The sequence below is a fragment of the Acidimicrobiia bacterium genome (assembly GCA_040881685.1).
Classification (GTDB): Bacteria; Actinomycetota; Acidimicrobiia; order IMCC26256; family PALSA-555; genus SHVJ01.
The window spans coordinates 2,974-27,778 of the sequence record JBBECS010000028.1 but is presented as its reverse complement, the minus strand read 5'-3'; the positions used below and the strand labels follow the sequence as shown (position 1 = coordinate 27,778).

General features: G+C 68.9%; 28 protein-coding genes. 14 read left to right on the top strand and 14 right to left on the bottom strand.

Annotated features, from left to right (window positions below):
* Positions 1 to 518 precede the first annotated feature (518 nt).
* Entirely contained in the window at positions 519 to 1,292 is a 774-nt protein-coding gene (locus WEE69_06705) for a prephenate dehydrogenase (GenBank protein MEX1144977.1), read from the bottom strand.
* 76 nt (positions 1,293 to 1,368) lie between these two features.
* Here WEE69_06705 and WEE69_06700 point away from each other — a divergent pair, with 76 nt between their 5' ends.
* Positions 1,369 to 2,256 carry a phytanoyl-CoA dioxygenase family protein gene (locus tag WEE69_06700; protein MEX1144976.1) on the top strand — a complete coding sequence of 296 codons (888 nt, stop codon included), beginning with the start codon at positions 1,369 to 1,371 and terminating at the stop codon, positions 2,254 to 2,256.
* Positions 2,257 to 2,266: 10 nt separating this feature from the next.
* Positions 2,267 to 2,977 (top strand): MBL fold metallo-hydrolase, encoded by a 711-nt coding sequence (locus WEE69_06695; GenBank protein ID MEX1144975.1) that lies wholly within the window; start codon positions 2,267 to 2,269, stop codon positions 2,975 to 2,977.
* A gap of 1 nt (position 2,978) precedes the next feature.
* Here the strand turns inward: WEE69_06695 and WEE69_06690 are convergent, their stop codons facing one another.
* Positions 2,979 to 4,175, bottom strand: coding sequence for a YncE family protein (locus WEE69_06690; protein MEX1144974.1), 1,197 nt, complete (start codon positions 4,173 to 4,175; stop codon positions 2,979 to 2,981).
* A 73-nt stretch (positions 4,176 to 4,248) separates the two neighbouring features.
* Between WEE69_06690 and WEE69_06685 the strand changes: the two genes are divergently transcribed.
* From WEE69_06685 to WEE69_06670, 4 genes are read left to right on the top strand one after another with little or no spacing between them, the layout of a single operon-like run.
* Complete coding sequence (locus tag WEE69_06685) at positions 4,249 to 4,839, top strand: hypothetical protein (protein MEX1144973.1); 591 nt, start codon at positions 4,249 to 4,251, stop codon at positions 4,837 to 4,839.
* A gap of 40 nt (positions 4,840 to 4,879) precedes the next feature.
* Positions 4,880 to 6,358 (top strand): MFS transporter, encoded by a 1,479-nt coding sequence (locus WEE69_06680; protein MEX1144972.1) that lies wholly within the window; start codon positions 4,880 to 4,882, stop codon positions 6,356 to 6,358.
* A 12-nt stretch (positions 6,359 to 6,370) separates the two neighbouring features.
* Positions 6,371 to 7,201, top strand: coding sequence for an SDR family NAD(P)-dependent oxidoreductase (locus WEE69_06675; protein MEX1144971.1), 831 nt, complete (start codon positions 6,371 to 6,373; stop codon positions 7,199 to 7,201).
* Between the two features lie 53 nt (positions 7,202 to 7,254).
* Positions 7,255 to 7,587: a hypothetical protein gene (locus WEE69_06670; GenBank protein MEX1144970.1), complete on the top strand. Its 333-nt coding sequence runs from the start codon at positions 7,255 to 7,257 to the stop codon at positions 7,585 to 7,587.
* A gap of 8 nt (positions 7,588 to 7,595) precedes the next feature.
* On the opposite strand, the gene WEE69_06665 is transcribed toward WEE69_06670, so the two are convergent.
* Positions 7,596 to 8,780, bottom strand: a complete 1,185-nt coding sequence (locus tag WEE69_06665) for a cytochrome P450 (GenBank protein MEX1144969.1) — start codon at positions 8,778 to 8,780, stop codon at positions 7,596 to 7,598.
* Between the two features lie 68 nt (positions 8,781 to 8,848).
* Here WEE69_06665 and WEE69_06660 point away from each other — a divergent pair, with 68 nt between their 5' ends.
* On the top strand, positions 8,849 to 10,249 hold the full coding sequence (locus tag WEE69_06660) for an LCP family protein (GenBank protein MEX1144968.1): 1,401 nt from the start codon (positions 8,849 to 8,851) through the stop codon (positions 10,247 to 10,249).
* Between the two features lie 21 nt (positions 10,250 to 10,270).
* On the opposite strand, the gene WEE69_06655 is transcribed toward WEE69_06660, so the two are convergent.
* Positions 10,271 to 10,603 carry an HU family DNA-binding protein gene (locus WEE69_06655; protein MEX1144967.1) on the bottom strand — a complete coding sequence of 111 codons (333 nt, stop codon included), beginning with the start codon at positions 10,601 to 10,603 and terminating at the stop codon, positions 10,271 to 10,273.
* Positions 10,604 to 10,743: 140 nt separating this feature from the next.
* Between WEE69_06655 and WEE69_06650 the strand changes: the two genes are divergently transcribed.
* Positions 10,744 to 11,775 (top strand): alcohol dehydrogenase catalytic domain-containing protein, encoded by a 1,032-nt coding sequence (locus WEE69_06650; GenBank protein ID MEX1144966.1) that lies wholly within the window; start codon positions 10,744 to 10,746, stop codon positions 11,773 to 11,775.
* Positions 11,772 to 12,248, top strand: coding sequence for a hypothetical protein (locus WEE69_06645; GenBank protein MEX1144965.1), 477 nt, complete (start codon positions 11,772 to 11,774; stop codon positions 12,246 to 12,248). Before WEE69_06650 ends, WEE69_06645 begins: the two co-directional genes overlap by 4 nt.
* Here WEE69_06645 and WEE69_06640 read toward each other — a convergent pair.
* The 4 genes from WEE69_06640 to WEE69_06625 all read right to left on the bottom strand — a co-directional run bounded on the left by WEE69_06640 (position 12,245) and on the right by WEE69_06625 (position 16,208).
* The gene (locus WEE69_06640) at positions 12,245 to 13,864 is read right to left on the bottom strand and encodes a hypothetical protein (GenBank protein ID MEX1144964.1); all 1,620 of its coding nucleotides are present in this window, start codon (positions 13,862 to 13,864) and stop codon (positions 12,245 to 12,247) included. The two genes, WEE69_06645 and WEE69_06640, sit on opposite strands and share 4 nt — an antisense overlap.
* A 15-nt stretch (positions 13,865 to 13,879) precedes the next feature.
* Positions 13,880 to 14,023, bottom strand: a complete 144-nt coding sequence (locus tag WEE69_06635) for a hypothetical protein (GenBank protein MEX1144963.1) — start codon at positions 14,021 to 14,023, stop codon at positions 13,880 to 13,882.
* An 85-nt stretch (positions 14,024 to 14,108) separates the two neighbouring features.
* Positions 14,109 to 15,071, bottom strand: a complete 963-nt coding sequence (locus WEE69_06630) for an acyl-CoA dehydrogenase (GenBank protein MEX1144962.1) — start codon at positions 15,069 to 15,071, stop codon at positions 14,109 to 14,111.
* A gap of 3 nt (positions 15,072 to 15,074) precedes the next feature.
* Entirely contained in the window at positions 15,075 to 16,208 is a 1,134-nt protein-coding gene (locus WEE69_06625; protein ID MEX1144961.1) for an acyl-CoA dehydrogenase family protein, read from the bottom strand.
* Positions 16,209 to 16,291: 83 nt separating this feature from the next.
* Between WEE69_06625 and WEE69_06620 the strand changes: the two genes are divergently transcribed.
* Positions 16,292 to 17,344 (top strand): acyl-CoA dehydrogenase family protein, encoded by a 1,053-nt coding sequence (locus WEE69_06620; GenBank protein MEX1144960.1) that lies wholly within the window; start codon positions 16,292 to 16,294, stop codon positions 17,342 to 17,344.
* A gap of 16 nt (positions 17,345 to 17,360) precedes the next feature.
* A complete protein-coding gene (locus WEE69_06615; protein MEX1144959.1) occupies positions 17,361 to 18,557 on the top strand; it encodes an acyl-CoA dehydrogenase family protein in 1,197 nt (398 codons plus the stop codon).
* A gap of 92 nt (positions 18,558 to 18,649) precedes the next feature.
* Here the strand turns inward: WEE69_06615 and WEE69_06610 are convergent, their stop codons facing one another.
* Both WEE69_06610 and WEE69_06605 read right to left on the bottom strand, forming a co-directional pair.
* A complete protein-coding gene (locus WEE69_06610; protein ID MEX1144958.1) occupies positions 18,650 to 19,567 on the bottom strand; it encodes an SDR family NAD(P)-dependent oxidoreductase in 918 nt (305 codons plus the stop codon).
* A gap of 82 nt (positions 19,568 to 19,649) precedes the next feature.
* Complete coding sequence (locus WEE69_06605) at positions 19,650 to 20,861, bottom strand: DegT/DnrJ/EryC1/StrS family aminotransferase (protein ID MEX1144957.1); 1,212 nt, start codon at positions 20,859 to 20,861, stop codon at positions 19,650 to 19,652.
* Between the two features lie 88 nt (positions 20,862 to 20,949).
* Between WEE69_06605 and WEE69_06600 the strand changes: the two genes are divergently transcribed.
* On the top strand, positions 20,950 to 21,078 hold the full coding sequence (locus tag WEE69_06600) for a hypothetical protein (GenBank protein ID MEX1144956.1): 129 nt from the start codon (positions 20,950 to 20,952) through the stop codon (positions 21,076 to 21,078).
* 27 nt (positions 21,079 to 21,105) lie between these two features.
* Here WEE69_06600 and WEE69_06595 read toward each other — a convergent pair whose 3' ends face one another.
* Both WEE69_06595 and WEE69_06590 read right to left on the bottom strand, forming a co-directional pair.
* A complete protein-coding gene (locus WEE69_06595) occupies positions 21,106 to 21,375 on the bottom strand; it encodes a hypothetical protein (GenBank protein MEX1144955.1) in 270 nt (89 codons plus the stop codon).
* Between the two features lie 78 nt (positions 21,376 to 21,453).
* Complete coding sequence (locus tag WEE69_06590; protein MEX1144954.1) at positions 21,454 to 22,146, bottom strand: spheroidene monooxygenase; 693 nt, start codon at positions 22,144 to 22,146, stop codon at positions 21,454 to 21,456.
* Positions 22,147 to 22,234: 88 nt separating this feature from the next.
* On the opposite strand from WEE69_06590, the gene WEE69_06585 reads away from it, so the two are divergent.
* Together WEE69_06585 and WEE69_06580 are read left to right on the top strand one after the other, a co-directional pair.
* The gene (locus WEE69_06585; GenBank protein ID MEX1144953.1) at positions 22,235 to 23,041 is read left to right on the top strand and encodes a glucose 1-dehydrogenase; all 807 of its coding nucleotides are present in this window, start codon (positions 22,235 to 22,237) and stop codon (positions 23,039 to 23,041) included.
* 26 nt (positions 23,042 to 23,067) lie between these two features.
* The gene (locus WEE69_06580) at positions 23,068 to 23,970 is read left to right on the top strand and encodes an SDR family NAD(P)-dependent oxidoreductase (GenBank protein ID MEX1144952.1); all 903 of its coding nucleotides are present in this window, start codon (positions 23,068 to 23,070) and stop codon (positions 23,968 to 23,970) included.
* Positions 23,971 to 23,977: 7 nt separating this feature from the next.
* Here the strand turns inward: WEE69_06580 and WEE69_06575 are convergent, their stop codons facing one another.
* Complete coding sequence (locus WEE69_06575) at positions 23,978 to 24,505, bottom strand: hypothetical protein (GenBank protein ID MEX1144951.1); 528 nt, start codon at positions 24,503 to 24,505, stop codon at positions 23,978 to 23,980.
* 15 nt (positions 24,506 to 24,520) lie between these two features.
* Positions 24,521 to 24,805: hypothetical protein (locus tag WEE69_06570; protein ID MEX1144950.1), on the bottom strand; the 285-nt coding region annotated here is incomplete at its 5' end.

The following is a 24,805-nucleotide window of genomic DNA, read 5'->3' as shown; positions in this document are numbered from 1 at the left end:
CGACGTGCTTGGTCTCCCAGCTCGCGGCACAGCTGAGCGAGGGCGACGCCGGTGCCGGGCAGCGCCACGCCAACCTCGTGTTCACCAACAACAGCCAGAAGGCCTGCACGATGTTCGGCTACATCGGGATGCAGCTGCTCGCCAACGGGGGCACGGCGATGCTGCCGACCAACGTGGTCCGCAACTCCAACGTCGCCAAGGCCACGGTGACGCTCGCCGCAAACGGCGGTCAGGCGTACACGACGCTGCACTGGAGCGTGGTCGCGGGCCCTGGTGAGCCGCAGGACGTGCAGTGCCAGCCCAACCCCGACAACGTGCAGCTCACACCGCCCAATGAGGGCGACTTCCTCGTACAGCCCTGGACGCTCGGCTTCGTGTGCGGGATGGGCACGATCGACGTGAACCCGATGCGCCCCGGCCCCGGGCCCGAACCCAATTCCCCCCGAGCAAGTGACGCTTATGGTCGTATTTGGTACCTCAGCGTCACTTGCTCGGTTGTCGCGGTGCGTGCGGGGCGATCAGGGCCCCGAAGAACCTTCGAGCTCGGCGTCGATCTCTTCGAGGATGTCGAGGAAGCGGCGACGCACCGTCGCGGCGTAGGGATTGCTGAGCTGGCTCGTGTCGAACATCTCCTGGGTGTGGTGCTGCTCGATCGCGGCGATCGTGGCGAGCTTCTCGAACGACGGCAACGCGAGCAGCTCGCGATCCTTGAGATCGAGGATGTCGAGGCGCACGAGCGCGCGGGCAATGAAGAACGGCAGTGCCTGCATGTAGGCCATCGACTCGTCGTGCTTGGCCGGATCGATGCGGAACACGTCGAGCCCGAACTCCTGGGCGAGGAACTCCACGAGCTGCTCGGCTCGCTCACCGCGCGCGAGCGTGACGACAAGGTGCTGTCCCTGCTCGACGTGGGTCATCGACGGCGGCCCGAAGAGGGGATGCGTCGCGAGGATGTTCACGCCGTCGGGCAGGTTCGACTCGAGGAGCTCGGTGGCCAGCGCCTTCGTGGAAACGACGTCCATCACCACGCTCGACGGCGACAGGTGGTCCCGCACGCTTTGGATCGCGTGCTCGAGCGACGAGAACGGCACGGCGAGGATGACCACGTCGCACTTCGCGACGTCTTCGATGGAGGCTTCCTGCACGCCATCGGGGAGCGCGACGACGTTCGCGGGGTGCTCGTCGTACACGAGCACGCGACCGTGCTCGACGAGCGATCCAGCAAGCATCCGACCGAAGTGGCCGAAGCCGACGATGCCGTAGCTCTCGAACTTCCCGCTCGCCGTGGCCATCAACACGATTCTGACACGGCGCCTCGCGTGTCCTCGGAGTGTTGTCGGTAGCATCGAGCCTGACGAGGGGGAACCGATGGGCGCGACGATCGAGCGGTTCGACAACGCAGCGGACATCGGTGCGATCTGCGCCGCGATCGATCGTGACGGCGCGGCGATCGTCGAAGGGCTGCTGCCGCTCGCCGTGGTCGATCGGGTCAACGAGGAGGTCGAGACCGCGGTCGAGGCGGCCGACCCCCACGAGGAGCTCTTCAACCCGATCATGCAGGCGTTCCACGGGCCGTTCACGAAGCAGGTGCCGGGGGTCCCGGGCATCTCGCGCTCGTTCGCGGTCGACGTGATGTGTCATCCGACCTTGCTCGGGATCTGCGATCGCGTCCTGCTGCCGTCATGTGCTCGCTATCAGCTCAACCTCGGGCACCTGCTCCAGCGCGGTCCGGGCTCCGACGAGCAGTGGCTCCACCGCGACGAGGCGGTGTGGAGCGACGTGCCGCGCCCGCACCCCGAGCTCCAGGTCGCGTCGGTGATCGCCTTCGTCGACTTCACGCGCGGGAACGGCGCGACGCGTGTCGTGCCGGGGAGTCACCAATGGCCGGACCGATGGCTCTCCCCCTCGGAGCAGCACGCGCGGCCACAACCAGAGCCCGACCAGATCGCGTACGCGGAGATGCCGGCCGGGTCCGCCGTCATCTACTCCGGGGGCACCATCCATGCCGGCGGCGCCAACTCGACCGACATCCCCCGCCGTGGCGCGCACCTCTCGTATTGCCTGGGTTGGCTGCGCACGGAGGAGAACAACGTCTTGTCGACGCCCCCCGACGTGGCGGCCACGCTGCCGCGCCAGGCCCAGGAGTTGCTCGGCTACGCGCTGCACGACAGCCTCGGTCGTGGCGGTGGCTACCTCGGCATGGTGCGCATGCAAGATCCGGTAGAGCTGCTCGCGAGAGGCGAGCTCGGCACGTAAGGAGACGCTCATGGAAACCCGTGTGGACGAGATTGCGGACGGCATCTACCGGTTCAGCACCTTCGTGCCCGAGCCCCAGCTCGCGTTCAATCAGTTCCTGATCCAGGCCGACGAGCCGCTGCTGTTCCACACCGGGATGCACGGGCTGTTCCCGCTCGTGTCGGAGGCAGTTGCCCGTGTCATGCCACTCGACCAGCTGCGCTGGATCAGCTTCGGGCACTTTGAGGCCGACGAGTGCGGCGCGCTGAACGACTTGCTCGCGGCCGCGCCGAAGGCCGAGGCGATGCACACCTTCACCGGTGTGATGGTGTCGTTGAACGACTACGCAGCGCGACCGCCGCGCGGCTTGGTCGACGACGAGGTCATCGATCTCGGTGGTCGGCGGGTGCGCCACCTGGCCACACCGCACGTGCCGCACGCCTGGGACGCGGGCCTGCTCTACGAGGAGACCACGAACACCCTGTTCTGCGGCGACTTGTTCACAGCCCAGGGTGAGTGCGAGCCGCTCGTGGAGGACGACCTCCTGGGTCCTGCGATGGCGGCGGAGGACTTGTTCGGCGGCACGTCACTCACGCCCATGACGGCACCGACGATCCGACGCCTCGCCGACCTCGAACCCACGACACTCGCGCTCATGCACGGGCCGAGCTACCGCGGTGACGGCGGCGCGCAACTACGGGCGCTCGCCGACGCGTACGCAGAACGGGTCGCCGCGGCCTGAATCAGGCGTCGTTGAACACGATGATCTCGCCCGCGTAGCAGGCGACCCACACCCGCTTCGCGGTGGGCTCGTACGTGATGCCGATCGGGTGCGTGCCGGTGGACACCGTCTGGATCACGACCATGTCGCTGGTGCGAACCTTCGTCACCGTGTTCGAGTTGTAGTTGACGACGTACAACGAGTGACCGTCGGGCGCGATGTCCATGCTGCGCGGCTCGCTGCCCGTCGACACTCTCGCCACGACGGTCCGGGAGGCAGTGTCGATCTTGACGACCTGGTCGGCACCGTTGAGCGTGACGTACAGGAACTGACCCGTTGGGTCGCGCACGATGTGGCGCGGACCCGAGCCCACGCCGCGGATCCAGTCGACAGCGAAGGTGGTGAGGTCGACGATGGCCACGTCGCTCGTTCCCATGACCGCGACGTACGCGAACCGAGACGTGGGATCAACCGCGATGCCGCGCGGGGTAGGGCCGAGCGGGACCCGCTTCACTTCCAGATTGGTGACGGTGTCGACCACGCTCATGTCGAACGAGCACCAGTTGGTGACCAGCAGGTATCGACCGTCCGGCGTGACCGCCACGTACTTCGGGACCTGACCGACCGCGATGCGTGAGTCGATGCCCAGCGTCGTGGTGTCGATACGGTACACGAGGCTGTTGTCGATGCCGTCGCCAGGTCCGCACGCGTCCGCGCCCTGATGGGTGTAGCCGGGCCCGAACATCGAGTAGTTCGACACGTACGCGAACCGGCCGTCGGGCGAGAACGCCGCCTCGACGGGCGCCCCTTGCACCGTGCCGGTCAAGTACTGCACGGAGTCGGGGATCGTGGCCACGAGGTTGCCGTCGCGGTCGTACACCGTGACCGTGTGCCGGTACATCATGTTCTGGGCGAACACGAGGCCGCCGCCGGACGCAACCACCGACTTCGGCGCGATCGCACCGGTGACCCGCCGCAGCAGTGTGAGTGTGAGCGATGACGACGGGATCGGCGGGAGGGTCGTGGTCGTCGTCGGCGGCAACGTGGTCGTGGTCGACGTCGACGACGTGCTCGTGGCGGCGGTCTTGACGCCACTGCTCGAGCCACCGCCACCGAAGGCGAACGCGGCCGACACGGCGAGGCCTGCGGCCGCCGCCACCGAAGCGCCGATGACCAGGCGGCTGCGCTGACGTCGCTGCCGTTGATCCCGCCTGCCCATTGGGGGCGAGGGTACCGGCTGGATCCCGTGCAAAAAGTCGCAAGGTTCTCCGACGAAGCCGATCACATCTCACATGGAACAGAACTTCACGGTCCGCGTCCCCCGCTGGCTCGTCTACGGATTGGGCGCCCTCCTCCTGATTGTCGGTGGCGTCGGCGCCGGAGTCGTGCTCGGTGGCCACGGCGATCCCTCCGTGGCCGCAGGCAAGCGGTCGCCCACCTCCACGTCGACCACATCGACCACCCCGACGACGGCCGCAGCTGCGGCGAACGAGGGCGGGGGCAACGGTGGCGGCGGCAACGTTGGTGGCGGGAACAACGGTGTTGGTGGCGGGAACAACGGTGGCGGCGGGAACAACGGTGGCGGGGCTGCTCCTGCGGAACCAGCGGAGCCCGCGCAGCCGGCGGTCCCGGCCGCGACGGCACAGGTGACGAAGACCGGCGCGGGCGTGTGCCCCACGGTCGTGACGTGGGAAGGCCACGGCGGCACCAAGGGCTACACGCTGCAGGTGTACCACGCCATCAACCCGGCAACGGTCCTGTACAACGGCCCCGTCGCGGGCGTCGGGAACCATTCGTTCGACTGCGTGGGCGGTATCCCGATCGTCGGCTTCGTGCGCTTCAACACCAACACCGACACCGGCACGGTGAGCGACACCGCCTGATTCGCTCGGCGCACCACGCGATCCGGGGCAAGATGCGTCGGTGAGAGGCGATCCGAGCGCAGACACCGCGCCTGCGATCCGAACCGGTACCGCAGCCGGCCGGTGGGTCACGACCACCGCGGTGCTCGGGTCGGGCGTCGCGTTCCTCGACGGCACCGTGGTGAACGCGGCGCTGCCCACGATTGCCGACGACCTCGGCGCCAACCTCGCCGACCTCCAGTGGGTGCTCACCGGTTACCTGCTCACGCTCGGTTCGTTGCTCGTGATCGGCGGGTCGCTCGGCGACCTGTTCGGTCGGCGCCGCATGTTCGTGTTCGGACTGGTCGGCTTCGCGATCGCATCGCTCGCCTGCGGCGTGGCGCCGTCCACCGAAACGCTCATCGCGGCGCGGCTGGTGCAAGGCACCGCGGCCGCGCTCTTGGTTCCAGGGAGCCTCGCAATGATCTCGGCGTCGTTCCACCACGACGACCGGGCCAAGGCGATCGGCGCGTGGTCCGGGCTCAGCGGGATCTCGTTGGCGATCGGTCCGTTCCTCGGGGGCTGGCTCATCGACGCCGTGTCGTGGCGCGCCATCTTCTTGATCAACCTGCCCGTGGTGGCGATCGCCGTCGTGCTCACCCAGCGCCACGTTCCCGAGACGTTCGACCACGACGCTGACCGGCATGTCGACGTGGTGGGTGGTGGGCTCCTCGCCGGCGGCCTCGCCGGCGTGGTCTACGCCCTGATCCAAGGCCCCGCGGATGGATGGTCGGGCACACCCCTGGTGATCGGGATCGCGGGCGTCGCCTCCCTCGCCGCGTTCCTCGCATGGGAAGCACGTTCGGTGCACCCGATGGTCCCGCTGTCCGTGTTCGGCTCACGTCAGTTCTCTGGTGCAAATGCCGCGACGCTCGCGGTGTACGCCGCGCTCGGCGGCGCCATGTTCTTGGTGGTGGTGTTCCTCCAGACCGAGCTCCACTACTCCGCGCTCGAGGCCGGCGCGGCGTTCGTCCCCATCACGCTGTTCATGCTGGCGTTCTCGCAGCGTGCCGGCGCACTCGCGCAACGCATCGGGCCGCGAGTCCCGATGACGGTCGGCCCGCTCGTCGCGGGAGCTGGCATCGCGCTGTTCGCACTCGCCGATCCCGACCGTTCGTACTGGGAGGGCGTGCTCCCCGGCGCAGTCATGCTCGGCATCGGGCTCACGATCACCGTCGCCCCGCTCACCGCCGCCGTGCTCGCCGCGATCGACGATCGCCATGCCGGCATCGGATCGGCCATCAACAACGCGGTGGCGCGCATCGCGGGGCTGCTCGCGGTCGCGGTCCTTCCCGCGGTCGCGGGCATCGCCGGCACCGGGAGTGGTCTCGATCTACAACGCGGCTTCGACCGGGCCATGTTCTTCGCGGGCGGATTGTGCGCGCTTGGCGGGGCGGTGTCGTGGCTCACGATCCGCACCGTCGCGCCGGTCCAGTCACTGCGACGAGCTGACGTGACGGCACCCTGCGAGGCCCCAAGCCTCGTCACGGCTGACCGGTAGGCTCCCGCGCCGATGGCCGGCGCGATGAAGGTACGAGACGCGAACATCGTCGTGACCGGCGCCTCGACCGGCATCGGACGCGCGACCGCGTTGCTCCTTGCGCGCAAGGGTGCCCGGGTCACGGCCGCGGCGCGTGACGAGGCGCGCTTGCAAGAGCTCGCGGCCGAGCAACCCGGCATCACCCCGGTGCGGACCGACCTCTCGCTGGACGCCGACCGGATCGCGCTGCTCGCCGCGGCTGGCGACGTCGACGTCCTCGTGAACAACGCCGGTCTCGGCTATCACGGGTTCGTCGAGACCATGCCGGCCGCCAAGGTGCGCGAGCTGCTGGAGCTCAACGTGCTCGCGCTGATCGATCTGACCCAGCGCGTCCTCCCGGGCATGCTCACCCGCGGACGCGGCCACATCATCAACGTCGGCTCGATCGCCGGGTACGTCGGAGTGCCCGCCGAGGCCGTGTACTCCGCCACGAAGTACGCCGTGCAGGGATTCAATGACGGCCTACGCCGCGAGCTCCGTGGCCGCGGGGTTGCGGTCACGCTCATCGCACCGGGACCGATCAAGACCGAGTTCATCGCGCGCGAGATGACCGGCGCACCGGCTCCCGAGCCCGGTTCGATGGACCGCGGGTTGCCGGTCGAGACCGTCTCTCGGGCGATCCTGCGCGCGTTGACGCGTCGGCTGCCCGGCTACCGCACGATCACCGTGCCGCGCATCGGCGGGTGGAGTCGACTCGGTTCGGTGCCAGGCATGGCCGTGCTCACCGATCTCGCGACGCGCGGGCGCGTGCGCGAAGCATTGCGCAAGCAGGAGCGCACTCACGATTCGGGCGCAGGTTACTGACGAGTACGGCCACTGCGACATGCTCGGGCGCGTTGCTCTAACCTCGCGCGCCTATGGCCGTGGTTCGCGACGACAGCTTGGACGACCGAGACTTCGACGACGCGCATCTCGGTGAGGTACCCGCCGGCGTCGGTGGCGAGCTCTACGCCAAGCAGCTCGAGGGCCTGAGCCGCCAGGAGGCGTTCGGCGAGGGCGTGCTCTCGATCACGGACACCGACGGCGGCGAGCAGGAGATCCCGCTCGGCGAGGTCGCCGGCACCGAGCATGACCACGAGACCAACCGCACGAAGATCCGCCTGCGCAACGGCGCCATCGTCGTCGTGTCGGGCGCGGTGATCGCGGCTGCGGTGGCGACGATCCGCTACCGCCGCAAGCACAAGCAGTAGCCCGAGCGCTACTCCAGCACCCGCGGTACCGGCGTGAACCGAACCGGCATCTCCGCCAGCTGACCGAGGAACCGGGGATACGACGCGTCGGGCACCAGCTCGAGGTCGGGCAGGCGCGTCAGCAACCGCTCGAACATCGTCTGGAGCTCGAGTCGGGCCAGACTCGCGCCGAGGCAGAAGTGCGGCCCGAACCCGAAGGCAAGGTGCTCGTTCGGTGACCGCTCGATGTCGAAGCGCTCGGGGCGGTTGAACTGCCCGTCGTCGAAGTTGGCCGACTCGTAGAGCAGGAGCGCCCGGTCGCCGGCGTGGAGCTGTCGGCCAGCCAGCTCGACGTCACGTGTGACCGTGCGCGCCATGTTCTTGATCGGTGACACCCAGCGCAGCATCTCTTCGAGCGCGCTCGGGAGCAGCGTGGGATCGTCGACGAGCCGCTGGCGCTGGTCGGGGTTCACCAAGAGCTGCTCCATGCCCCCGGTCGTGACGTGGCGGGTGGTCTCGTCGCCGCCCACGAGGAGCAGGAGCGTCTCCATCACGATCTCGTGGTCTTCCAGGCGATCGCCGTCGATCTCCGCGTGCACCAACACGCCGATCAGATCGTCCGCCGCGCCCGACTCACGTCGGGCCGCCATCATCTTCTGTGCGTAGTCCTGGTAGCCGAGGAACGCCTCGCCGGCCGCCTCGAGGTGCTCGGGGTCCCCGCTGAGCGACGCGAGCATCGCGTCGGACCACGCGAGGAGCAGGCCACGATCCTCGGGCGGGATGCCGAGCATGTCGCCGATCACGATCATCGGGAGCGGCGCGGCGATGTCGTGCACGAAGTCACACTCGCCCTGCTCGCACACGCGGTCGATGAGCTCGTCACAGATGCGACCGAGCTGCGGCTCGCTGGCTCGCACCCGCGCCGGCGTGAAGCCTCGGTTCACGAGCTTGCGCCGCTTGAGATGCTCGGGCGCGTCCAGGTCGATCATCCACGGCAGCGGGCCGGTGTCGGGCCGGCTCCCGCCTGCGTTCGAGAACACCTTCGCGTCACGCTCGGCGCTGAGCACGGCGTCGTAGGTGGCGAGTCCCCACATGGCGTTCTTCTCGTCGAAGTGCACCGGCGAGTGCGCCCGCATCCAGGTGTACGCCTCGCGCGCCCGGTCGCCGTAGAGGTCGCCCGCCAGCAAGTCGATGTGCGGTGCGGTGCCCGTCATGCCCAGCAACGTAGGCGGCGCGGTGGTCTGACGCGAACAGGCGCTCCGGCGCCGGTACGGTCGCAGGCGTGTCCCCGAGTCGAAGCGGTCAGACCTTCGCGGGCCGGGCCGGTGTTGCCGTGGTGTTGGTCCTGTCGCTCGTGGTCGGCGGCTTCATCCTGCTCAACCTGCTGTTGGTCGTGAAGCTCGGAAAGGCGACGCGGGTGGACCTGGCGGTCGCCGAGTCGCCGGCGGGCGGCGGGGCCAACTACCTCCTTATCGGTTCCGACACCCGGTCCTTCATCTCCGACGATCCCAGCGACGCGCAACGCTTCGGTGAGGCCGGCGGGCAGCGCTCCGACACGATCATGGTGCTGCACACCGACCCCGACTCCGAGCGCTCGCTACTCGTTTCGTTCCCGCGCGACTTGTGGGTCAACATCCCCGGCCGCGGCGACGCCAAGCTCAACGCCGCGTTCAACGACGGACCGCAGTCCGTGGTCGACACGTTGTCGAGCAGCTTCAGCGTCCCGATCCACCACTACGTAGAGGTGAACTTCGAGTCGTTCCGTCAGGTCGTCGATGCGATCGGTACGATTCCCGTGTTCTTCCCCGCGCCGGCCCGTGACGAGTTCTCGACCCTCAACATTCCGTTCGGAGGCTGCGTCGACCTCCACGGCGTGGACGCCCTGGCGTTCGTGCGCTCACGCAACCTCGAGCTCTTCAACGCCGCGACCGGCGAATGGGAGATCGCCGACCCCATCCCTGACATCGGTCGCATCGCCCGCCAACAAGCGCTGTTGCGAGTGCTCGGCGAGAAGGCGATGGACAAGGCGCTCACCAATCCGTTCACCGCGAACAAGATCGCCGACGCCGCGATCGGCCAGCTCACGCTCGATGCCGACTTCGGTCGAGGCGACGTGTTCGCCTTGGCCGACGGGTTCGCGTCGACCGAAGAGGAGCCCGGACCGGCAACGCTGGTGATCCCGACGACACCAGCGACGCGTGATGGCCAGTCGGTGCTCGAGACCACGGGCGATGCGGAGTCCGTGCTCGCGCAGCTGCGCGACTTCGAGACGGTCATCAGATCCGACGCCGGTGACGCGACGCCCAGTGAGACCCGCGTGCGCGTGCTCAACGCGTCAGGGGTCGAGGGAGGGGCCGCCGAAGCGCTCGGCGATCTCGAGGGTCTCGGCTTCGTCGGCGCCGGCACCGGCAACGCCAACGAACGCGGCGTCACCGAGGTTCGCTACGCCTCGGGCCAAGACGACAAGGCCGCGCTCGTGGCCGCCGTCATCAGCGGTGACGTGGAAGAGATCGAGGACGGCTCCATCGAAGGCGCCGATGTCGTGTTGGTGCTCGGAGGCTCGTTCGAGGGCATCATCCGGTCCACGGCGGTGGCCGCGCCCGAACCCGAGCCCGGCGCGACCCTCGCGCCACAGCCCGCGTCACTCGCTCCCGTCCCTGGCGACTGCGGAAACACGCAGTAACGACGCTGGTAACGACGCCGATTAGCGGCGGCGAACGAGCTTCTTCACTCCACCGCGCTTCGACGCGAGCACCGCGTCCTTGAACGCCTTGAGCGGGGTGATCTTCACAGCCTTCGATGCGGGCTTCGGCTTCGCCCACATTGTCTCGCCGGTTGCAGGGTTCCTCACTTGACGCTTGGGCTTGGCAGCAACGTCACGTCGGGCGAACTTGGCGAAACCGGTGATCGTGATCGGCTCACCATTCGAGACGGTGGTCGTGACCACGTCGATGAACGCCGAGAGAAACGCATCGGTCGACCGCTTGTCAGCGTCGAGGTCTTCGGCGATGGCGGTCACGAGCTCTTTGCGATTCAAGGGGATCCCTCCAGAGACACTGATGAACCCCGCAACCGAGTCGCTGCGGGGCGTCGGACCCCATTCTCTCTTACCGATCGGGGTACTCACGAACCCTGGCCCCGGAACGCTTGGGGGGCATCGCCGTAGGATCACCAACCGTGCCGATCGACGCAGCGGTCATGCCAGCCGCGGTGTACTTGGGCGACGGCGCGATGGCCGTGCGAGACGTCCCGGTCCCGACACCAGGGCCGGGTCAGGCGATGGTCGAGGTGAGCCACTGCGGCATCTGCGGCACGGATCTCCACCTCGTGCTCGAGCGCTACGCGCGCCCCGACTCGGTGCTCGGGCACGAGTGGTCGGGCACGATCGCCGCACTCGGCGACGACGTGAAGGGTTGGGAGCTCGGCGCTCGGGTCGTGTGCGACACCACGCCGGGTTGTGGTGAGTGCCGCGCGTGTCGCAGCGGACGTCCTGCTGTCTGCTTGCGGCGCGAGACTCCCGATTGGTTCTCGTACACCGGAGCGTTCACGCGCTACAAGACGGTGGCCGCGGAGCAGTTGTTGCGCATCCCCGAGTCGCTCTCGACGCGCCACGCTGCGCTCACGGAACCGCTGGCAGTCACGCTGCACACCGTCGGTCTGTCCGGCGTGACACCCGATGACCGTGTGCTCGTGACCGGCGCCGGACCGGTCGGCATGCTCACGGTTGCGGTGCTCCGTGCGAAGGGTGTGCACGACATCACCGTTTCGGAGCCGGCACTCGCGCGGCGCGAGCGTGCCCTCGCCGTCGGCGCGTCGGCGGTGTGCACGCCCGATGAGCTCCCGCCGGCGCCGATGGGTCGGCGGGTCGACCAGCCTTTCTCCGTGGTGTTCGAGTGCTCGGGGCGCGCCGACGCGGCGGAGTCGGCGATGGATCAGCTCGACTGGGCGGGCACGTTCGTGTTCGTGGGCACCGGACACGACATGCCGCGCGTGAACCACAACCGGGCGATCATCTTCGAGCTCACGCTGCTCGGCGCGTACAACTACGACACGGGTGGCTTCGCAGCCGCGCTCGAGCTGCTGGCGTCGGGCGCGTTGCCGCTCGATCTGCTCGTCGAGCCCATAGACGTGGGCCTCGACGGCGTGCTCGACGCGATGGAACGGCTCGCCGCCGGCGAGCTCGCAGGAAAGGTGATGGTCAAACCATGAGCAACCCACCGCGTGCCGAGCGAGGCGCGCCGCGTCTGAACCATGTGGCGATGAGCATGGACCCGAAGGTGCTCGACGAGCAGGGCCGTGTCGACATCCTGGACTTCTACGGCGAGGTCTTCGGATGGACAGAAGGCGACAACACCGGTGAGACCGGCAACCCGCTCATCCTCTATACAGGCGCGTTCGGTGAGTTCGTCTACCTGCTCCCCGGCGATCCCGAGACCGGCGAGCACATGGTGACGCCGGCGCTCGACCACTTCGGCGTATCAGTGCGGGAGCTCGATCAGCTCCATGGCATCGTCGACAAGGCCAGGGCGTATGCCGAGCGGGACGACCGCGTGCGGATCATTGACGTGAAAGCGCGCACGACGCACGGACCCGAGCTCCATTACACCCTCACGAGCGCGTACATCGGCTACCTGTTGCCGCTGATGGTCGAGCTCCAGCACGTCGAGCGCCTCGACGGCTAGGGGAGCTCCTCGACCGGAGTGAGCCGCGGGCAGCGGTAGCTGCCGGCGATGCTGCCGGCGTCGCCCCCCGCGGTGAACGTGCCCGTCAGCAGGTCGTCGCTCTTCGTGAGGGTCGCGCCGGCCCCCGGGTGCACGATCTCTGTGCCGTCGGTGATCGACACGTTGGGATCACCCGACGGCTCGAAGCCGGGTTGGGAGAGACCGAGGATGAACGTGTACCCGCGCGGGTACGGGCCCGTCGCCAGGCGCGTCGCTCCCGGGAAAGCGTTGTAGCCGGCCGTTACCATGAGGAACTCGCCTTCGACCCAGCACACGCCGCCGACGAACTCGGCTTGGATCGCGCCGCACACCACGATGCGCACCTGCCGCCGGGCCGCCCGATCGCGCACGCGGCTCTCGGCATCGGCCAGGCAGCACACCGTCGACTCGTTGTCGGGATCGCTCGCGGTCGCGGTGAGCACGTCGAGCTTGGCCGACTGTGCGTCGTTCGCGGTCGTGGTCATCAGGAGCCGGAGGAACCTGTGTTCATCGCAGGTCTCGACCGGATCGGGCAGCTCCTCCCACGGCGCACGCGGCTCCTGGGCCGCGCTGCGCACGCCGGCGCTCTCGAGGTAGTCGAGGTCGAAGGTGTGGCGCGACTCGAACCTCATCCGCAGGCGATGGATCTCGAACGGCTCCAGATCGTCGAACTCGAAGACCTCTTGTTCCCGGTCGATGACGTAGCTGCCCCGCGTCTCCTGCCGCGCCCGGACGGGGATCGTCGCTCCGTTCGCGTCCACGATCTCGTCGCTGAGAAAGGCGCGCGCGTAGTCGTGAAAGAGCTCGTCCATCCCTGGCCACGCTGCCGCGGTAGCCATCTGATCCGCCCGCCCGCCCGTCGCGGGCATGGTCTGCATGAACTCGACGACGGCGGGGTTGCCGTGGCGGTTGGCGAAGTGCTGGAAGAACACGTACGCACCGACTGACACATCGACGAGTGAGTGGCGTGGCTCACTCGAGCGCAGGAAAGCGAGGTACTCGCGCTCGAGGTTGTCATCCGGGTACACGACGTTGGCGAAGTACTCCGCGGTTCCCTCGACCCACCACTCGCCGCCCTCGTCCTCGGCATCCCAGATCTCGATGCCAAGCTGCTTGAACTGGAAGCAGTGGAACAGCTCGTGAGCGAGCGTGTGCCGGTACAGGCGATCTCGCCGATAGGTCGATCGCGACACGAACGTGACGCACGTGCCGCGATCGTCGGGACCTGACTCGGCGTACGCATCCACGGACAGCTCGGGAACGACGACGATGTCGACCGGGGGCATCACGCCGAGGAGCGTGTACTCGAGGAAGCTTCGCTGCACCGCATCAGCAGTGCGCTCGCGCACCTCGGCGTCGGGTGCGTCTGCCACGTCCTCGTGCACGTAGACGCGCACGGTCGCGTCGTCGATCACGATCTCGTCAACGGGGTGGCACCGGCCAGCCGGGGTGTCGTCTTCGAAACCGGGAAACAGCGACCGGCAGGTCGGGTCGGGCGACGGGCCTGCGCTCGCCGTGCTCCCGATGCCAAAGACCGGTACGAGAAATGCGAGGGCGAGCACGCCGCAGGTCCATCGCCGGACCGGGTGCCTGCTCATCGCCCCGAGTCTGTCCTAGGGCAGGAAGCGGCGCGCCGCGACCGCAGAGGTGGCGTTGCTCGTGCGGATCCAGTCCGCGGTGATGCGGTCGGCGTGGAACGTGCTGAAGTCGACGCGGTCCTCCTCCCACCACAGGTGCGCGGCGAGGTGCATGGCCACCACGCCGTCGAGGTCCGGCGGTGGGTGTTCGAACGACGGCTACCGCACCCGTCGTCTGCTCGCCGAAGCCCGGGCGAAGGACTGATCAGGCAAGGACGAGCTCGGCGAGGCGGTCTCGGTGCCATGCGGTGGTGCCGAGCACCTCCTCCGCCGCGAAGGCGCGGCGGATGTAGAGGTGCAGGTCGTGGTCCCAGGTGAAGCCGATGCCGCCGTGCATCTGCATCGCCTCCCCCGCAATGTGGCGCGCGGCCTCGCTGGCACTGGACTTGGCCACGTGCACGGCGCGGTGGCGCTCGTCGTCGTCCGCGTCGATCGCCATCGCGGCCCAGTACACGCTGCTCCACGCCCGTTCGTAGAGCAGCGACATGTCGGCGAGGCGGTGCTGGAGTGCTTGGAACGACCCGATCGGCCGGTCGAACTGCTCACGCGTCTTCACGTACTCGAGCGTGGCGTCGAGCATCCAGCGGGTCGCCCCCATCAGCTCGGCGCTGAACGCGACCGTGGCCCGCGCCAGCGCACCCCCCAAACCCATGGGTGCGTCTCTCACCCGGCTATGCCCGGGTGAGAGACGCACGTCGAAGGAGCGGCGGGAGAGGTCGAACGGCTCACGCAGATCGGCGGCCGGACGCTCGACGAGTGCGACGCCCTCGGCGTCGTCAAGGATCGCCACCATGTCGACGCGGTCGGCGTCCGGCGCGAGCAGCTCGAGCGGCGGCGCCGATGCCACGGTCCCCGTGACTTCACCATTCGCCACGCGCGCCAGCAGCGCGTCGTCGCCGATCGCCGCGACGACAGGCGCGAACGCGGCGACGGTCGGCACGAAGGGGCCGGGTACGAGTGCGGCGCCCATCTCCTCGAGGAAGAGGCAGAGGTCCACCGCGGGACCTGAAACGAGGCCGGCGAACTCCGCGAGCCGCGTCGAGAGCGGATCGGCCACGGTTGGATCGTCGACGTAGGCGCGCACGACGCTCGACGGGCAGTGCTCGCGCACGAGCGCTCGACCGGTGTCGCGCAGCAGCTCCTGATCGGGTGTGAGCGAAAAGTTCATCGGCTAGTACGACCTCGGGAGCCCGAGCACGTGGCGAGCGATCGCGTTGCGCTGGATCTCCGAGGTGCCGCCGCCGATCGTGCCCGAGAAGCTCCCGAGCAGCTCCCGACGGTTCTCGGGCGTCGGGTCGATCTCCACCGCGATCTGCGCCAGCCGCTTGCGCAGCTCCGACGTCGCCAGCTTGAGCAGGGCGTGCTCCGGCGCCGCGCCGGCCTTCTCGTACGTCGCGAAGCCCTTGTAGCCGAGCGCACGCAGACCCGCGACCTCTTCGTACGCCGCGGCCAGTGACCCGCGCATGTTCTCGTCACCCAGCACGCCCTTCGCCTTGGCTTGGTCGACGATGCGCCGGAACAGGTGGTCGAGCGCGCCGATCCACTCGAGCCACAGGCCAGCGCGTTCATGGGCCAGCGACCCCATCGTGACGCGCCAGCCGTCGTTCATCTCACCGATGAGGTTCTCGACCGGTACGACCACGTCGGTGAAGAAGACCTCGGCGAAGTCGACGCCGCCGGTGGCCTGGCGCAACGGCCGCACGTCGATGCCGGGCGTCGCCATGTCGAGGATGAGCACGCTGATGCCGCGCTGCTTGGAGTCAGGCGCGCCGGTGCGCACGTAGAGGAAGCACATCTGCGACCACATCGCGTACGACGTCCACACCTTCTGGCCGTTCACCACGAAGTGGTCGCCGTCGAGCTCGGCACGCGTGCGCATCGACGCCAGGTCGGATCCGGCGCCGGGCTCACTCATGCCGATGCACCACACGGTGTCGCCCCGGATCGCCGCGGGCACGAGCTCCTTCTGCTTCTCCGTGCCGAACTCGAGCAGGCTCGGCGCCACGATGGCGTGGCCCGGGAAGTGCAGCGCCCGAGGAATCCCGCGCGTCGCGAGCTCCTCGAAGAACACGAGCGTCTGCACGTCGTTCGCGTTGCGACCACCGAGCTCGGGTGGGTACCCGGGGATCAGCCAGCCGTGGTCGAACAGCAGCGCCTGCCACTGGCGCGCCCACTCGGGGATACCACCCTCACCCCACTCGGGGTCCATGCCCCGCCCGCGTGCCTCGGGCGGTGCGTGCGCGTCGAGGAACGCGCCCAGCTCGGCGCGAAATGCTTCCTCTTCCGGTCCCCAGGCCAAGTGCAAGGCGCGCAGGCTACCGACGAAGCGGCTTCTGGCGCGGAGGCCACGAACGGCACGACAATGCTCGATCCCTCGAGGACGGAGCGATGGACACCGAGCTGCGCAAGAGCGACTTCTCGCTGAGCGACGACCAGGAGGCGCTGCGCGCCACGTTCGCGAGCCTCTTCGAGCGGGAGAGCCCGATCGACCGGGTCCGCGACGCCGAGCCGCTCGGCTTCGACGGGAAGCTCTGGCAGCAGATGGTCGACACCGGCGTGCCCACGATGGGGTTGCCGACGGCGCGCGGTGGTGACGGCGCCGGTGTGGTCGAGCTCGCGCTGGTCGCGGAGCAGCAGGGGTATCGACTGGCACCGGTGCCGCTCGTCCCGGTCGTGACTGCGACGCGCCTCATGGCTCGTTGCGGGAACGTCACCACCGAATGGCTCGCGGCCGTCGCGAGCGGCACGCGCCGCGTCGTGCTCGCGCTGCATCCGGCCCAGGCGGGCGTGCCGCAGCTCGTCCCGGGCGGAGCGGTGGCCGACGGCGTGGTCGGACTGCTCGGCGATCAGCTCGTCCTCGCCACGCGCGACGAGCCGATCGACGGCCCGCGCAACCTCGGGTCCGAGCCCCTGGGGTGGTGGGACCCCGGCGATCCGCACACATCGCGCATCGACCTGGCTTCGGATGCCGACGCGCACGCGCGGTTCGACGATGCGTGCCGTGAGTGGCGAGCGCTGACGGCCGCGACTCTCGTGGGCGTGGCTCAGGGCGCGCTCGACCTCGCGGTGCAGTACGCCAAGGATCGAATGGCCTTCGGCGTTCCCATCGGCGCGTTCCAGGCGATCGCGCACCCCCTCGCCGATGTGGCGTCTGCCGTCGTCGGCGCGCGTCACCTGGTGTGGAAGGCCGCGTGGCTCGCCGACCACGGGCCCGAGCGCGCGCCGGTCGCGATCGAGATGGCCTACCTCTTTGCCGGTCGCACCGCGGAGCACGCGACCCGGGTTGGCATCCACACCTTGGGCGGGTTGGGTTTCACGCTCGAGTCCGACATGCAGCTCTACTTCCGACGCGCCAAGAGCGGCGCGCTGCTCGCGGGCGATCCGCGGGCGCGGCTGGCGTCGATCGCTGACCTCCTCTACGGCCTGGCGGGGCCGAGCTGATGGGGCGGGACTGACGATGGACTTCGGCCCGCTCGAGCTCGACGCCGACACGCTCGCCTTCTGGGACGAGGTGCGTGCGTTCTACGACGAGCACCTCACCGAGGCGATGCTCGAGAAGGAGCGGCGCGAGGGGAACGGCTTCATCCCCTCCCTCCAGCTGGCGATGGGTGCACGTGGCTGGGTGTGGCCGGGCGCGCCCGTCGAAGAGGGGGGCGCGGGCCTGGACCCGATGCGCGCGCTTCTCGTCGATTACGAGCTGCAACGGCGCGTCGGCCCATTGCTTCCGCTGTACGGCTCGATCCGGTTGGTGAGCGCGGTGGTGCGGACGTTCGGCAGCGACGAGCTGAAGGAGCGGGTTCTCCCGGCCGTCGCCCGAGGCGAGGTGCTGATGTCGCTCGGCTACACCGAGCCGGATGCGGGATCCGACGCCGCCGCGATCCGGACGCGCGCCGTGCGTGACGGCTCCGAGTGGGTGATCACCGGGCAGAAGATGTTCACGACCGGCGCGCAGCTGTGCCAGTACTCGATGGTGACGGCTCGCACCGATCCCGATGCGCCGAAGCACCGCGGCATCACGATGTTCCTCGTTCCTCTCGACGTCGACGGCGTGGAGGTGCGCGGCATCGAGACCCTCGGTGGTGAGCGCACCAACTTCGTGTTCTACGACGGCGTGCGCATCGATGACACCTACCGACTCGGCGAAGTGGGTGAGGGCTGGCAGGTCGCGGCGAGCGGGCTCGCGGTCGAGCACGGCTTGCAACACGGAACCGGCGGCCTCGAGCTGATGGGGACGAGACCCGACGCCATTGGCTGGTACGGCGTGCTCGGGACGCTGGTGGACACGGCCGTCGAATGGGCGCACACACCCCGGCCCGACGGAACGCTCCCGATCAACGACCCGCTCGTCCGCGATCGCCTCGCCGAGGCTGCGCTCGACCGGGAGCTCGTGAGCGTCATGCCGACGCCCTATGTGCGCGTGTTCGGATCGGACGCGCTGATCCGGGATGCGGGCGACCTCCTCGACATGGTCGGACCAGCTGGCGTGCTCCCTCACGGCGAGGACGGCGCTCCGGTCGGCGGCACGCTCGAGTGGATCCACCGGTTCGCGCAGGGCACGTCGATCTACGGCGGCACCACCGACGTCCACCGGAACCTCATCGCCGAGCAGCTCCTCGGCTTGCCGCGTCACCGTGGCGCCCTCGAGCAAAGGTGACCACCGAGCACCTCTCCCCGAGCAAGTGACGTTCAGGTTCAAATACGGAACCTTTGCGTCACTTGCTCGGATCGGGAGGGTCCGGAGCGCTCCTAGCCGCCCATCTGCAAGCCCGGGTGACGGCTCTTGAAGATCTTCGAGTACACCGCGTTGCCGATGTCCTCCGGTGCCCACTTGCCTTCGTCCTTGCTGATCACCTCGGTGCCCACGGTCCACGGGATGTAGTGCGAGATCGAGTTGCCTACGGCGCGGAACACCTGGCCGGTCACGGTGATCGCTTCGTCCGACGCGAGCCACGCCACCATCGGCGCCGAGTTCTGCGGGTTCATCGGCGTGAACTCCGTGTACTCCTCGGGCTCCTTCAGCTCCAGGTCCTTGACGATGGTGCCCGCGAGACGCGTCATGCCACCCGGACAGATCACGTTGGCGCGCACGCCGTAGCGCGCGAGCTCGAGGCTGGCGATGATCGTCATCGCCGCGATCCCGGCCTTCGCGCCGCCGTAGTTCGTCTGGCCGATGTTGCCCTGGAGCCCAGCACCCGACGCGGTGTTGATGATCGCGGCGCGCGGCTGGTTGCCGGCCTTGGACTGCTCCCGCCAGTAGACCGACGCGTGGTGCATCGGGGCGAAGGTGCCCTTCATGTGCACCCGGATGACCGAGTCGAAGTCTTCCTCGGTCATCGAGAAGATCATCTTGTCGCGCAGGATCCCCGCGTTGTTCACGAGCACGTCGAGCTTCCCGAACGCGTCAACGGCCTGGTCGATCATGCGCTTGGCGCCGGCGAAGTCGGCGACGTCGTCGTAGTTGGCGACGGCCTCACCGCCCCGAGACTTGATGAGCGCGGCCACCTCGTCGGCGGCCCGCTGGTCGGCACCCTCGCCGGTTGACGACCCGCCCAGGTCGTTCACCACCACCTTGGCGCCCTGCGCCGCCAGCTCGAGCGCCTCACCCCGTCCGACGCCGTGCCCCGCGCCGGTGACGATCGCGATCTTGCCGTCGAGCATGCCCATGGTGTCCCCCTTGATCGGTCGGCGGGGATCATGGCGCGGGCGCCGTCGGACCCGCCAGGTCCGACCACCGCGAGCCGTCCGATCAGCCGCTGAGCGAGTCCACCCACTCCTGCGTCGCGGTCACGACGCGGCCGGCGTCGTCGCTGCTCATCCAGTGGTAGGTGGGGAGCGCGAGCGCGTGATCCATCACCCGGTCGGCGTTGGGCAAGCCGTCGGCCGCCACCCGGTGCGGGATGTTGGAGAAGCCGGGCTGGCGCAGGATGTTGCCGCTCCACACCATGCGGGTGGCGACACCGCGCTCGGCGAAGAACTTCTGCACCGGCGTGCGCTCGATGTCGTCGGCGAGGACGAACGGGTACATCATCCAGGTGGTGTCGACACCGTCGGTCGTGCGCGGGCGCGTGACCATGCCATCGTGCGGCGCGAGGACCTCGTCGATGTTGTGGAAGTTCCGTTGTCGGCACTCGTTGAAGCCGTCGAGCTTGTCGAGCTGCACCAGCGCGTACGCCGCGATCGACTCCGACGGCGAGAAGTTGTAGCCGAGGTCGTCGAAGAGGAACACCATGTCGTAGTCGGTGCCGTCGTCGAGCTTCCCGAAGCGCTGCGCACCGTCACGGTTGCTCCCGAATAGGAACGTCTCGGAGCGCCGGCCCCACCGGCGCCGCACCAGGGACGCGTCGGCCCACTCGGTGTTGTCGGTGGCGATCAGGCCGCCCTGGCCCGCGGCGGTGATGGAGTGGCCACGGGCGAAGCTCGTGCACACGATGTCGGCCCGGGCTCCGGTGGGCGTACCGCGCAGCTGGGAGAGGAGGACATCGCAGCTGTCCTCCACGACGATCAGGCCGTGCGCGTCGGCGAGGGCGCGGATGCGGTCCCAGTCGGGGCAGTTGCCGACCAGGTTGGGCGTGAGGATGGCCTTGGTGCGCGGGCCGATCATCTCCTCGATGCGGTCCACGTCGATCTGGAACGTGTCGGGCTCCACATCGACGAGCGCGGCGACAATGCCTCCGCGCGCAAGCGGCGCGATGTCAGCCGAGAACGTGAGCGCCGAGGTGATCACCTCGTCGCCGGGCTGGCATTCGAGCAGGTCCACCGCGAGCTGCAGTGCCGACGTACCGGAGTTCACCATCACGCCGTGGCGCTTGCCCAACAGGTCGGCGCCGCGGCGCTCGAACTCCTCGACGATCGGTCCGACGTCGATGCCGGTGCGCAGCGCCGCGGCAACCGCCTCGATCTCGTCCTCGTCGGGCACCGGCCCGACCCCGCCGACAGGTAAGGGGCGTGTGTTCGTCATGGCCAGAGCCTCTCGCGAATCACCGCGGCGCGCCCGAGACGAACCTCAGATGGTGCCCCGTGCCCACCAGCCGAGTACGGTGGAACCGATGGCAAAGCAGAAGTCAAGTCGCGCGAACAACCGGGACCACACCGAATCGGGTGGCTCGGGTGGGCCTCCCGGCAAGAAGCAGCGCCGCAAGGTCCGTCGCAACAGCAAGAAGACGAACGGCGCCTAGTCCGTCACGGACGGCCAGAGCATCTGGTCAGATCGAACGAGCAACCGTGATCGCGATGGCGAGGCCAGCCGCCATCGTCGTGACCAACCAGATCACGATGCGATGCTCCGACGCGAGCACCGTCGCCTGCATCTTGGCTTCGAGTGTCGCCAACCGAAGCTCGAGGTCGTGCTTCGTCGCCACGTCGGCCCAACCTACGGGTGGGAGCAATTCCATCAGCGTGTCACCCGGGCTCTCGCCCAAGGTCCGCCGGACCGCTTCGTGCAGCTCGTAGCGCCGTGTGTCATCGACCGCCATTGTCGCGCCTCCTCGGACTCGTCGCACCGGGGAAGCGCTGGGAAGGTCGGAGCTAATCCTCGCGTCCGGGTATGACAGCTACTTCGGCGCCGGCATCCACGACTCGGCGAGCGGGTTGCGGCCGGCGAGCTCGCCTTCGGAGCCGTACGGGCGGAACCGGATGAACGCCGACTGGTGGTGGAACCCGTTCGCCCGGTCAGCCGCGATGGCGTTGGGGTGCGCGAGCCTCTCTCCGCCGTAGGCGTACGCGCGTAGCGCATCGTCCGACTCCCACAGCGAGCAGGTCGAGACGAACGGCGGCTTGGCCAGTGCGGTCGCCCAGATCTTGCCTGCCGCATCGACGACGGCACCCTCGGCCTTCGCACTCGTGCGCAAGAACGGCACGACGCGGTGCCAGCGAAAGCGGCCGAGCGTCAACACCGCGGCCGGCCCGTCGTGCTCGACGGTGCGGGCGCGTGGCAGATCGTCGGGCACTCCCGGCCAGCTGCCGTGGATGCGCAGCGGTTCGAGCCGCACCCGCCAGCCGCCGGCCAACGTGTGCGCCAGCGGAGTGTCGGCGAGGAAGCGGTCGAGGGCAGCGTCATCGTCCCAGAAGGCGACGAGTGCGACGCGCCCGAAGTCGGGTGCGTCACGGAGCTTGGCGCTCGGCGGCTTGGTGATCCCGAGGTTGGCGTTGCGCAGCCCGGGCGTCGACGCGGGCTTCGGCGCCTTGCGGAGCAGACCGAGTGCGGAGCGGCGACCGACGTCTGCGACGTGCACGGATCCGATCACGGGGAACCTCCCGTCGTCGCCAAAGGTCTACTCCCGCGCCCGTGGCCGTCTCGAACCGGGTGCTCCGGTGCTCGGTACGCTCGCAACTGTGAGCCGCTTCGAGGACAGAGTCGCGATCGTGACGGGCGGCGCGGGCGCGATCGGGCGCGCGACCGCGATGCGACTCGCCGCCGAGGGTGCCGCAGTCACGGTGGCCGATCTCGACGCCGGCGCCGCGGAGAAGGTGGTCGCCGAGATCGTCTCCGCCGGTGGCACCGCGCGCCCCGAAACCGTGGACGTGTCCGATCCCGCGGCGGTGGAACAGATGGTGGCGGCGACGGTCAGCACATTCGGTGGGCTCGACGTGCTGCACAACAACGCGGCCGCGATCTCCCTCAACATGATCGACCAAGACGTCGTCACGATGGACCTCGCCACGTGGGACACGGTGATATCCGTCAACCTCACCGGCCCGATGCTGGGCTGTCGCTTCGCGATCCCGGCGATGCTCGAGCGCGGCGGTGGCGTGATCGTGAACACCGCGTCGGCCGCGGCGTTCTACGGCAGCAAGTCGCTGGCCGCGTACGGCACGTCGAAGGCTGGTCTCGTCGCGCTCACCAAGTACGTGGCCACGGCGTACGGGGACCGCGGGATCCGGTGCAACGCAGTCGCGCCCGGCGTCGTCGTACCCAAGGCCACCCAGGACGCGCTCGGCGGGCCGATGGGCGACACGCTGCGCCGCTACACCGCGAGCCACCTTGTCGGCCGGCTCGGCTACCCCGAGGAGATCGCGGCCGCGGTGGCGTTCCTTGCGTCCGACGAGGGTGCGTTCGTGACCGGCGAGGTACTGCGCGTCGACGGCGGGTTCACCGCGCATAGCCCCACGCACGCGACCGACACCCAGCAGGCAGACTGACGCCCGTCCGCGCTGCGAGGGGGCCCATGAAGCTCGAGCGGGGTGACGTCGCGGTGGTGACCGGCGCCGCCGGCGGGATCGGGTTCGCGCTGGCGGAGCGATTCGCGACCGCCGGTTTGCACGTGGTGGCGGCCGACGTGGAACCCGGCGCACTCGACGACGCGGTCACGCGACTCGCCGAGCACGGCGGCGAGGTGCTCGGCGTGCCCACCGACGTGAGCCGCGAGGAGCAGGTGCAGGCGCTCGCGACCACAGCGGTCGAACGCTTCGGCGGCGTGCATGTCGTGTGCAACAACGCCGGCGTGGTGTCGCGGGCCGACCCGTGGCTCGGTCCGACGGAGGCGTGGGAATGGGTGTTCGGCGTGAACCTGTGGGGCGTGATCCACGGGGTGCGGGCGTTCATGCCCCACCTCGCCCTGGGCGGGCGCGGCCACATCGTGAACACCGCGTCGATGGCCGGGCTCTTCCCGGGCCTCAACCCGATCTACGACGCCACGAAGCACGCGGTCGTCGCCATCTCCGAGAACCTGTTCCATGACATGAAGGCGGCGAGCCTCAACGTCGGAGTGAGCGTGCTGTGCCCCGGCTGGGTGCGCACCGCGCTCATCGACGCCGAGCGCAACTGGACCGGTGACGGCGAGCCGCCACCCGTCGGCGCGGGGCTCAGTGCGGTGGAGCCACATCTGCGGCGCGCGACCGACGAGGGCATGACGCCCGCCGCGGTCGCCGAACTCGTGGCCACGTGCATCGAAGAGGATCGCTTCTGGGTGCTCACCCACCCGAGCTGGATGGACCTCGCGTTGAAGCGATGGGAATCGATCGCCGAGGGCGTGAACCCGAGCCCGCCGGAGCAGATCCCGGGCATGCCGCCGCGCTCGCAGCTCGTCGCCGAGGTGCTCGCCGCGATGGAAGCCCCGCCCGGCGCGTGACGCGACGCTACTTGGCCGCGACGTAGTCGCGCTCGGCGAGCTTCTTCAAGGTGCGCAGCTGCTTGCGCATCATCACGAGATCGCCGACGGGTGGCACGTGGCGCATGAACCGCCAGACACCGGGATAGCAGACCATCAGCTTCACGGTGATACGTGAGCGCTCGTCGGCCGTCGGCGTGACGCAATAGCTGATCGCAACCTCGCCGAAGATCGAGCGCGGTGCGTACAGCGTGAGCGAGCGGTCGCGCTCGAAGCCGGCGATCTCGAAGATCGCCACCGCCTTCTGGCCGACCTCGAGGTCGTCGAGGCCCGGCGTGAGCTCGCGCGGGCTGCGCCGACCCAGGTTGTCGATCCAGTCGTAGCTGTACGGCGCGACCCGCAGCTGGCAGAACCATCGCCACACGAGCGGCGCGGGCGCGTCGACACTGATCGCGCGGTAACAGGTCTGGTGCGGCTCGGCGATCAGCCCGTCACACGGATACGAGGCTGCGCGCTCGGCTTCGGTCTCGCCCCAGCTGTACCCGAGTCTTGGCACCGGCGCCGCGTGACGTCAGACGGAGAGTGCCACGCCGACCGAAATACCAATCCCGGCGAGTACCGTCGTGAACACCGTGGTGAACATCCAGAACAGGATTCGGTGCTCGGAGGAGAGCACGATGTTCTGAACCTCGACCCTCAGCGTGTGAAGATCCTGCTTCGTTGCGACGTCGGCCCAGCCGACCGGTGGCAACAGTTCCATCAGCGCATCGCCTGGCTTGTCGCCGAGGGTTCGCCGCGCTGCTTCGTGCAGCTCATAGCGCCGGGTCTCATCAATCGCCATTGTCGCGCCTCCTCG

Bases quoted from the DNA above. Each gene is read 5' to 3' on its own strand.
- WEE69_06705 (MEX1144977.1), bottom strand. From the start codon at position 1,292: ATGGCCACGGCGAGCGGGAAGTTCGAGAGCTACGGCATCGTCGGCTTC.
- WEE69_06700 (MEX1144976.1), top strand. From the start codon at position 1,369: ATGGGCGCGACGATCGAGCGGTTCGACAACGCAGCGGACATCGGTGCG.
- WEE69_06695 (MEX1144975.1), top strand. From the start codon at position 2,267: ATGGAAACCCGTGTGGACGAGATTGCGGACGGCATCTACCGGTTCAGC.
- WEE69_06690 (MEX1144974.1), bottom strand. From the start codon at position 4,175: ATGGGCAGGCGGGATCAACGGCAGCGACGTCAGCGCAGCCGCCTGGTC.
- WEE69_06685 (MEX1144973.1), top strand. From the start codon at position 4,249: ATGGAACAGAACTTCACGGTCCGCGTCCCCCGCTGGCTCGTCTACGGA.
- WEE69_06675 (MEX1144971.1), top strand. From the start codon at position 6,371: ATGGCCGGCGCGATGAAGGTACGAGACGCGAACATCGTCGTGACCGGC.
- WEE69_06670 (MEX1144970.1), top strand. From the start codon at position 7,255: ATGGCCGTGGTTCGCGACGACAGCTTGGACGACCGAGACTTCGACGAC.
- WEE69_06665 (MEX1144969.1), bottom strand. From the start codon at position 8,780: ATGACGGGCACCGCACCGCACATCGACTTGCTGGCGGGCGACCTCTAC.
- WEE69_06645 (MEX1144965.1), top strand. From the start codon at position 11,772: ATGAGCAACCCACCGCGTGCCGAGCGAGGCGCGCCGCGTCTGAACCAT.
- WEE69_06640 (MEX1144964.1), bottom strand. From the start codon at position 13,864: ATGAGCAGGCACCCGGTCCGGCGATGGACCTGCGGCGTGCTCGCCCTC.
- WEE69_06630 (MEX1144962.1), bottom strand. From the start codon at position 15,071: ATGAACTTTTCGCTCACACCCGATCAGGAGCTGCTGCGCGACACCGGT.
- WEE69_06620 (MEX1144960.1), top strand. From the start codon at position 16,292: ATGGACACCGAGCTGCGCAAGAGCGACTTCTCGCTGAGCGACGACCAG.
- WEE69_06615 (MEX1144959.1), top strand. From the start codon at position 17,361: ATGGACTTCGGCCCGCTCGAGCTCGACGCCGACACGCTCGCCTTCTGG.
- WEE69_06610 (MEX1144958.1), bottom strand. From the start codon at position 19,567: ATGGGCATGCTCGACGGCAAGATCGCGATCGTCACCGGCGCGGGGCAC.
- WEE69_06605 (MEX1144957.1), bottom strand. From the start codon at position 20,861: ATGACGAACACACGCCCCTTACCTGTCGGCGGGGTCGGGCCGGTGCCC.
- WEE69_06600 (MEX1144956.1), top strand. From the start codon at position 20,950: ATGGCAAAGCAGAAGTCAAGTCGCGCGAACAACCGGGACCACACCGAA.
- WEE69_06595 (MEX1144955.1), bottom strand. From the start codon at position 21,375: ATGGCGGTCGATGACACACGGCGCTACGAGCTGCACGAAGCGGTCCGG.
- WEE69_06580 (MEX1144952.1), top strand. From the start codon at position 23,068: ATGAAGCTCGAGCGGGGTGACGTCGCGGTGGTGACCGGCGCCGCCGGC.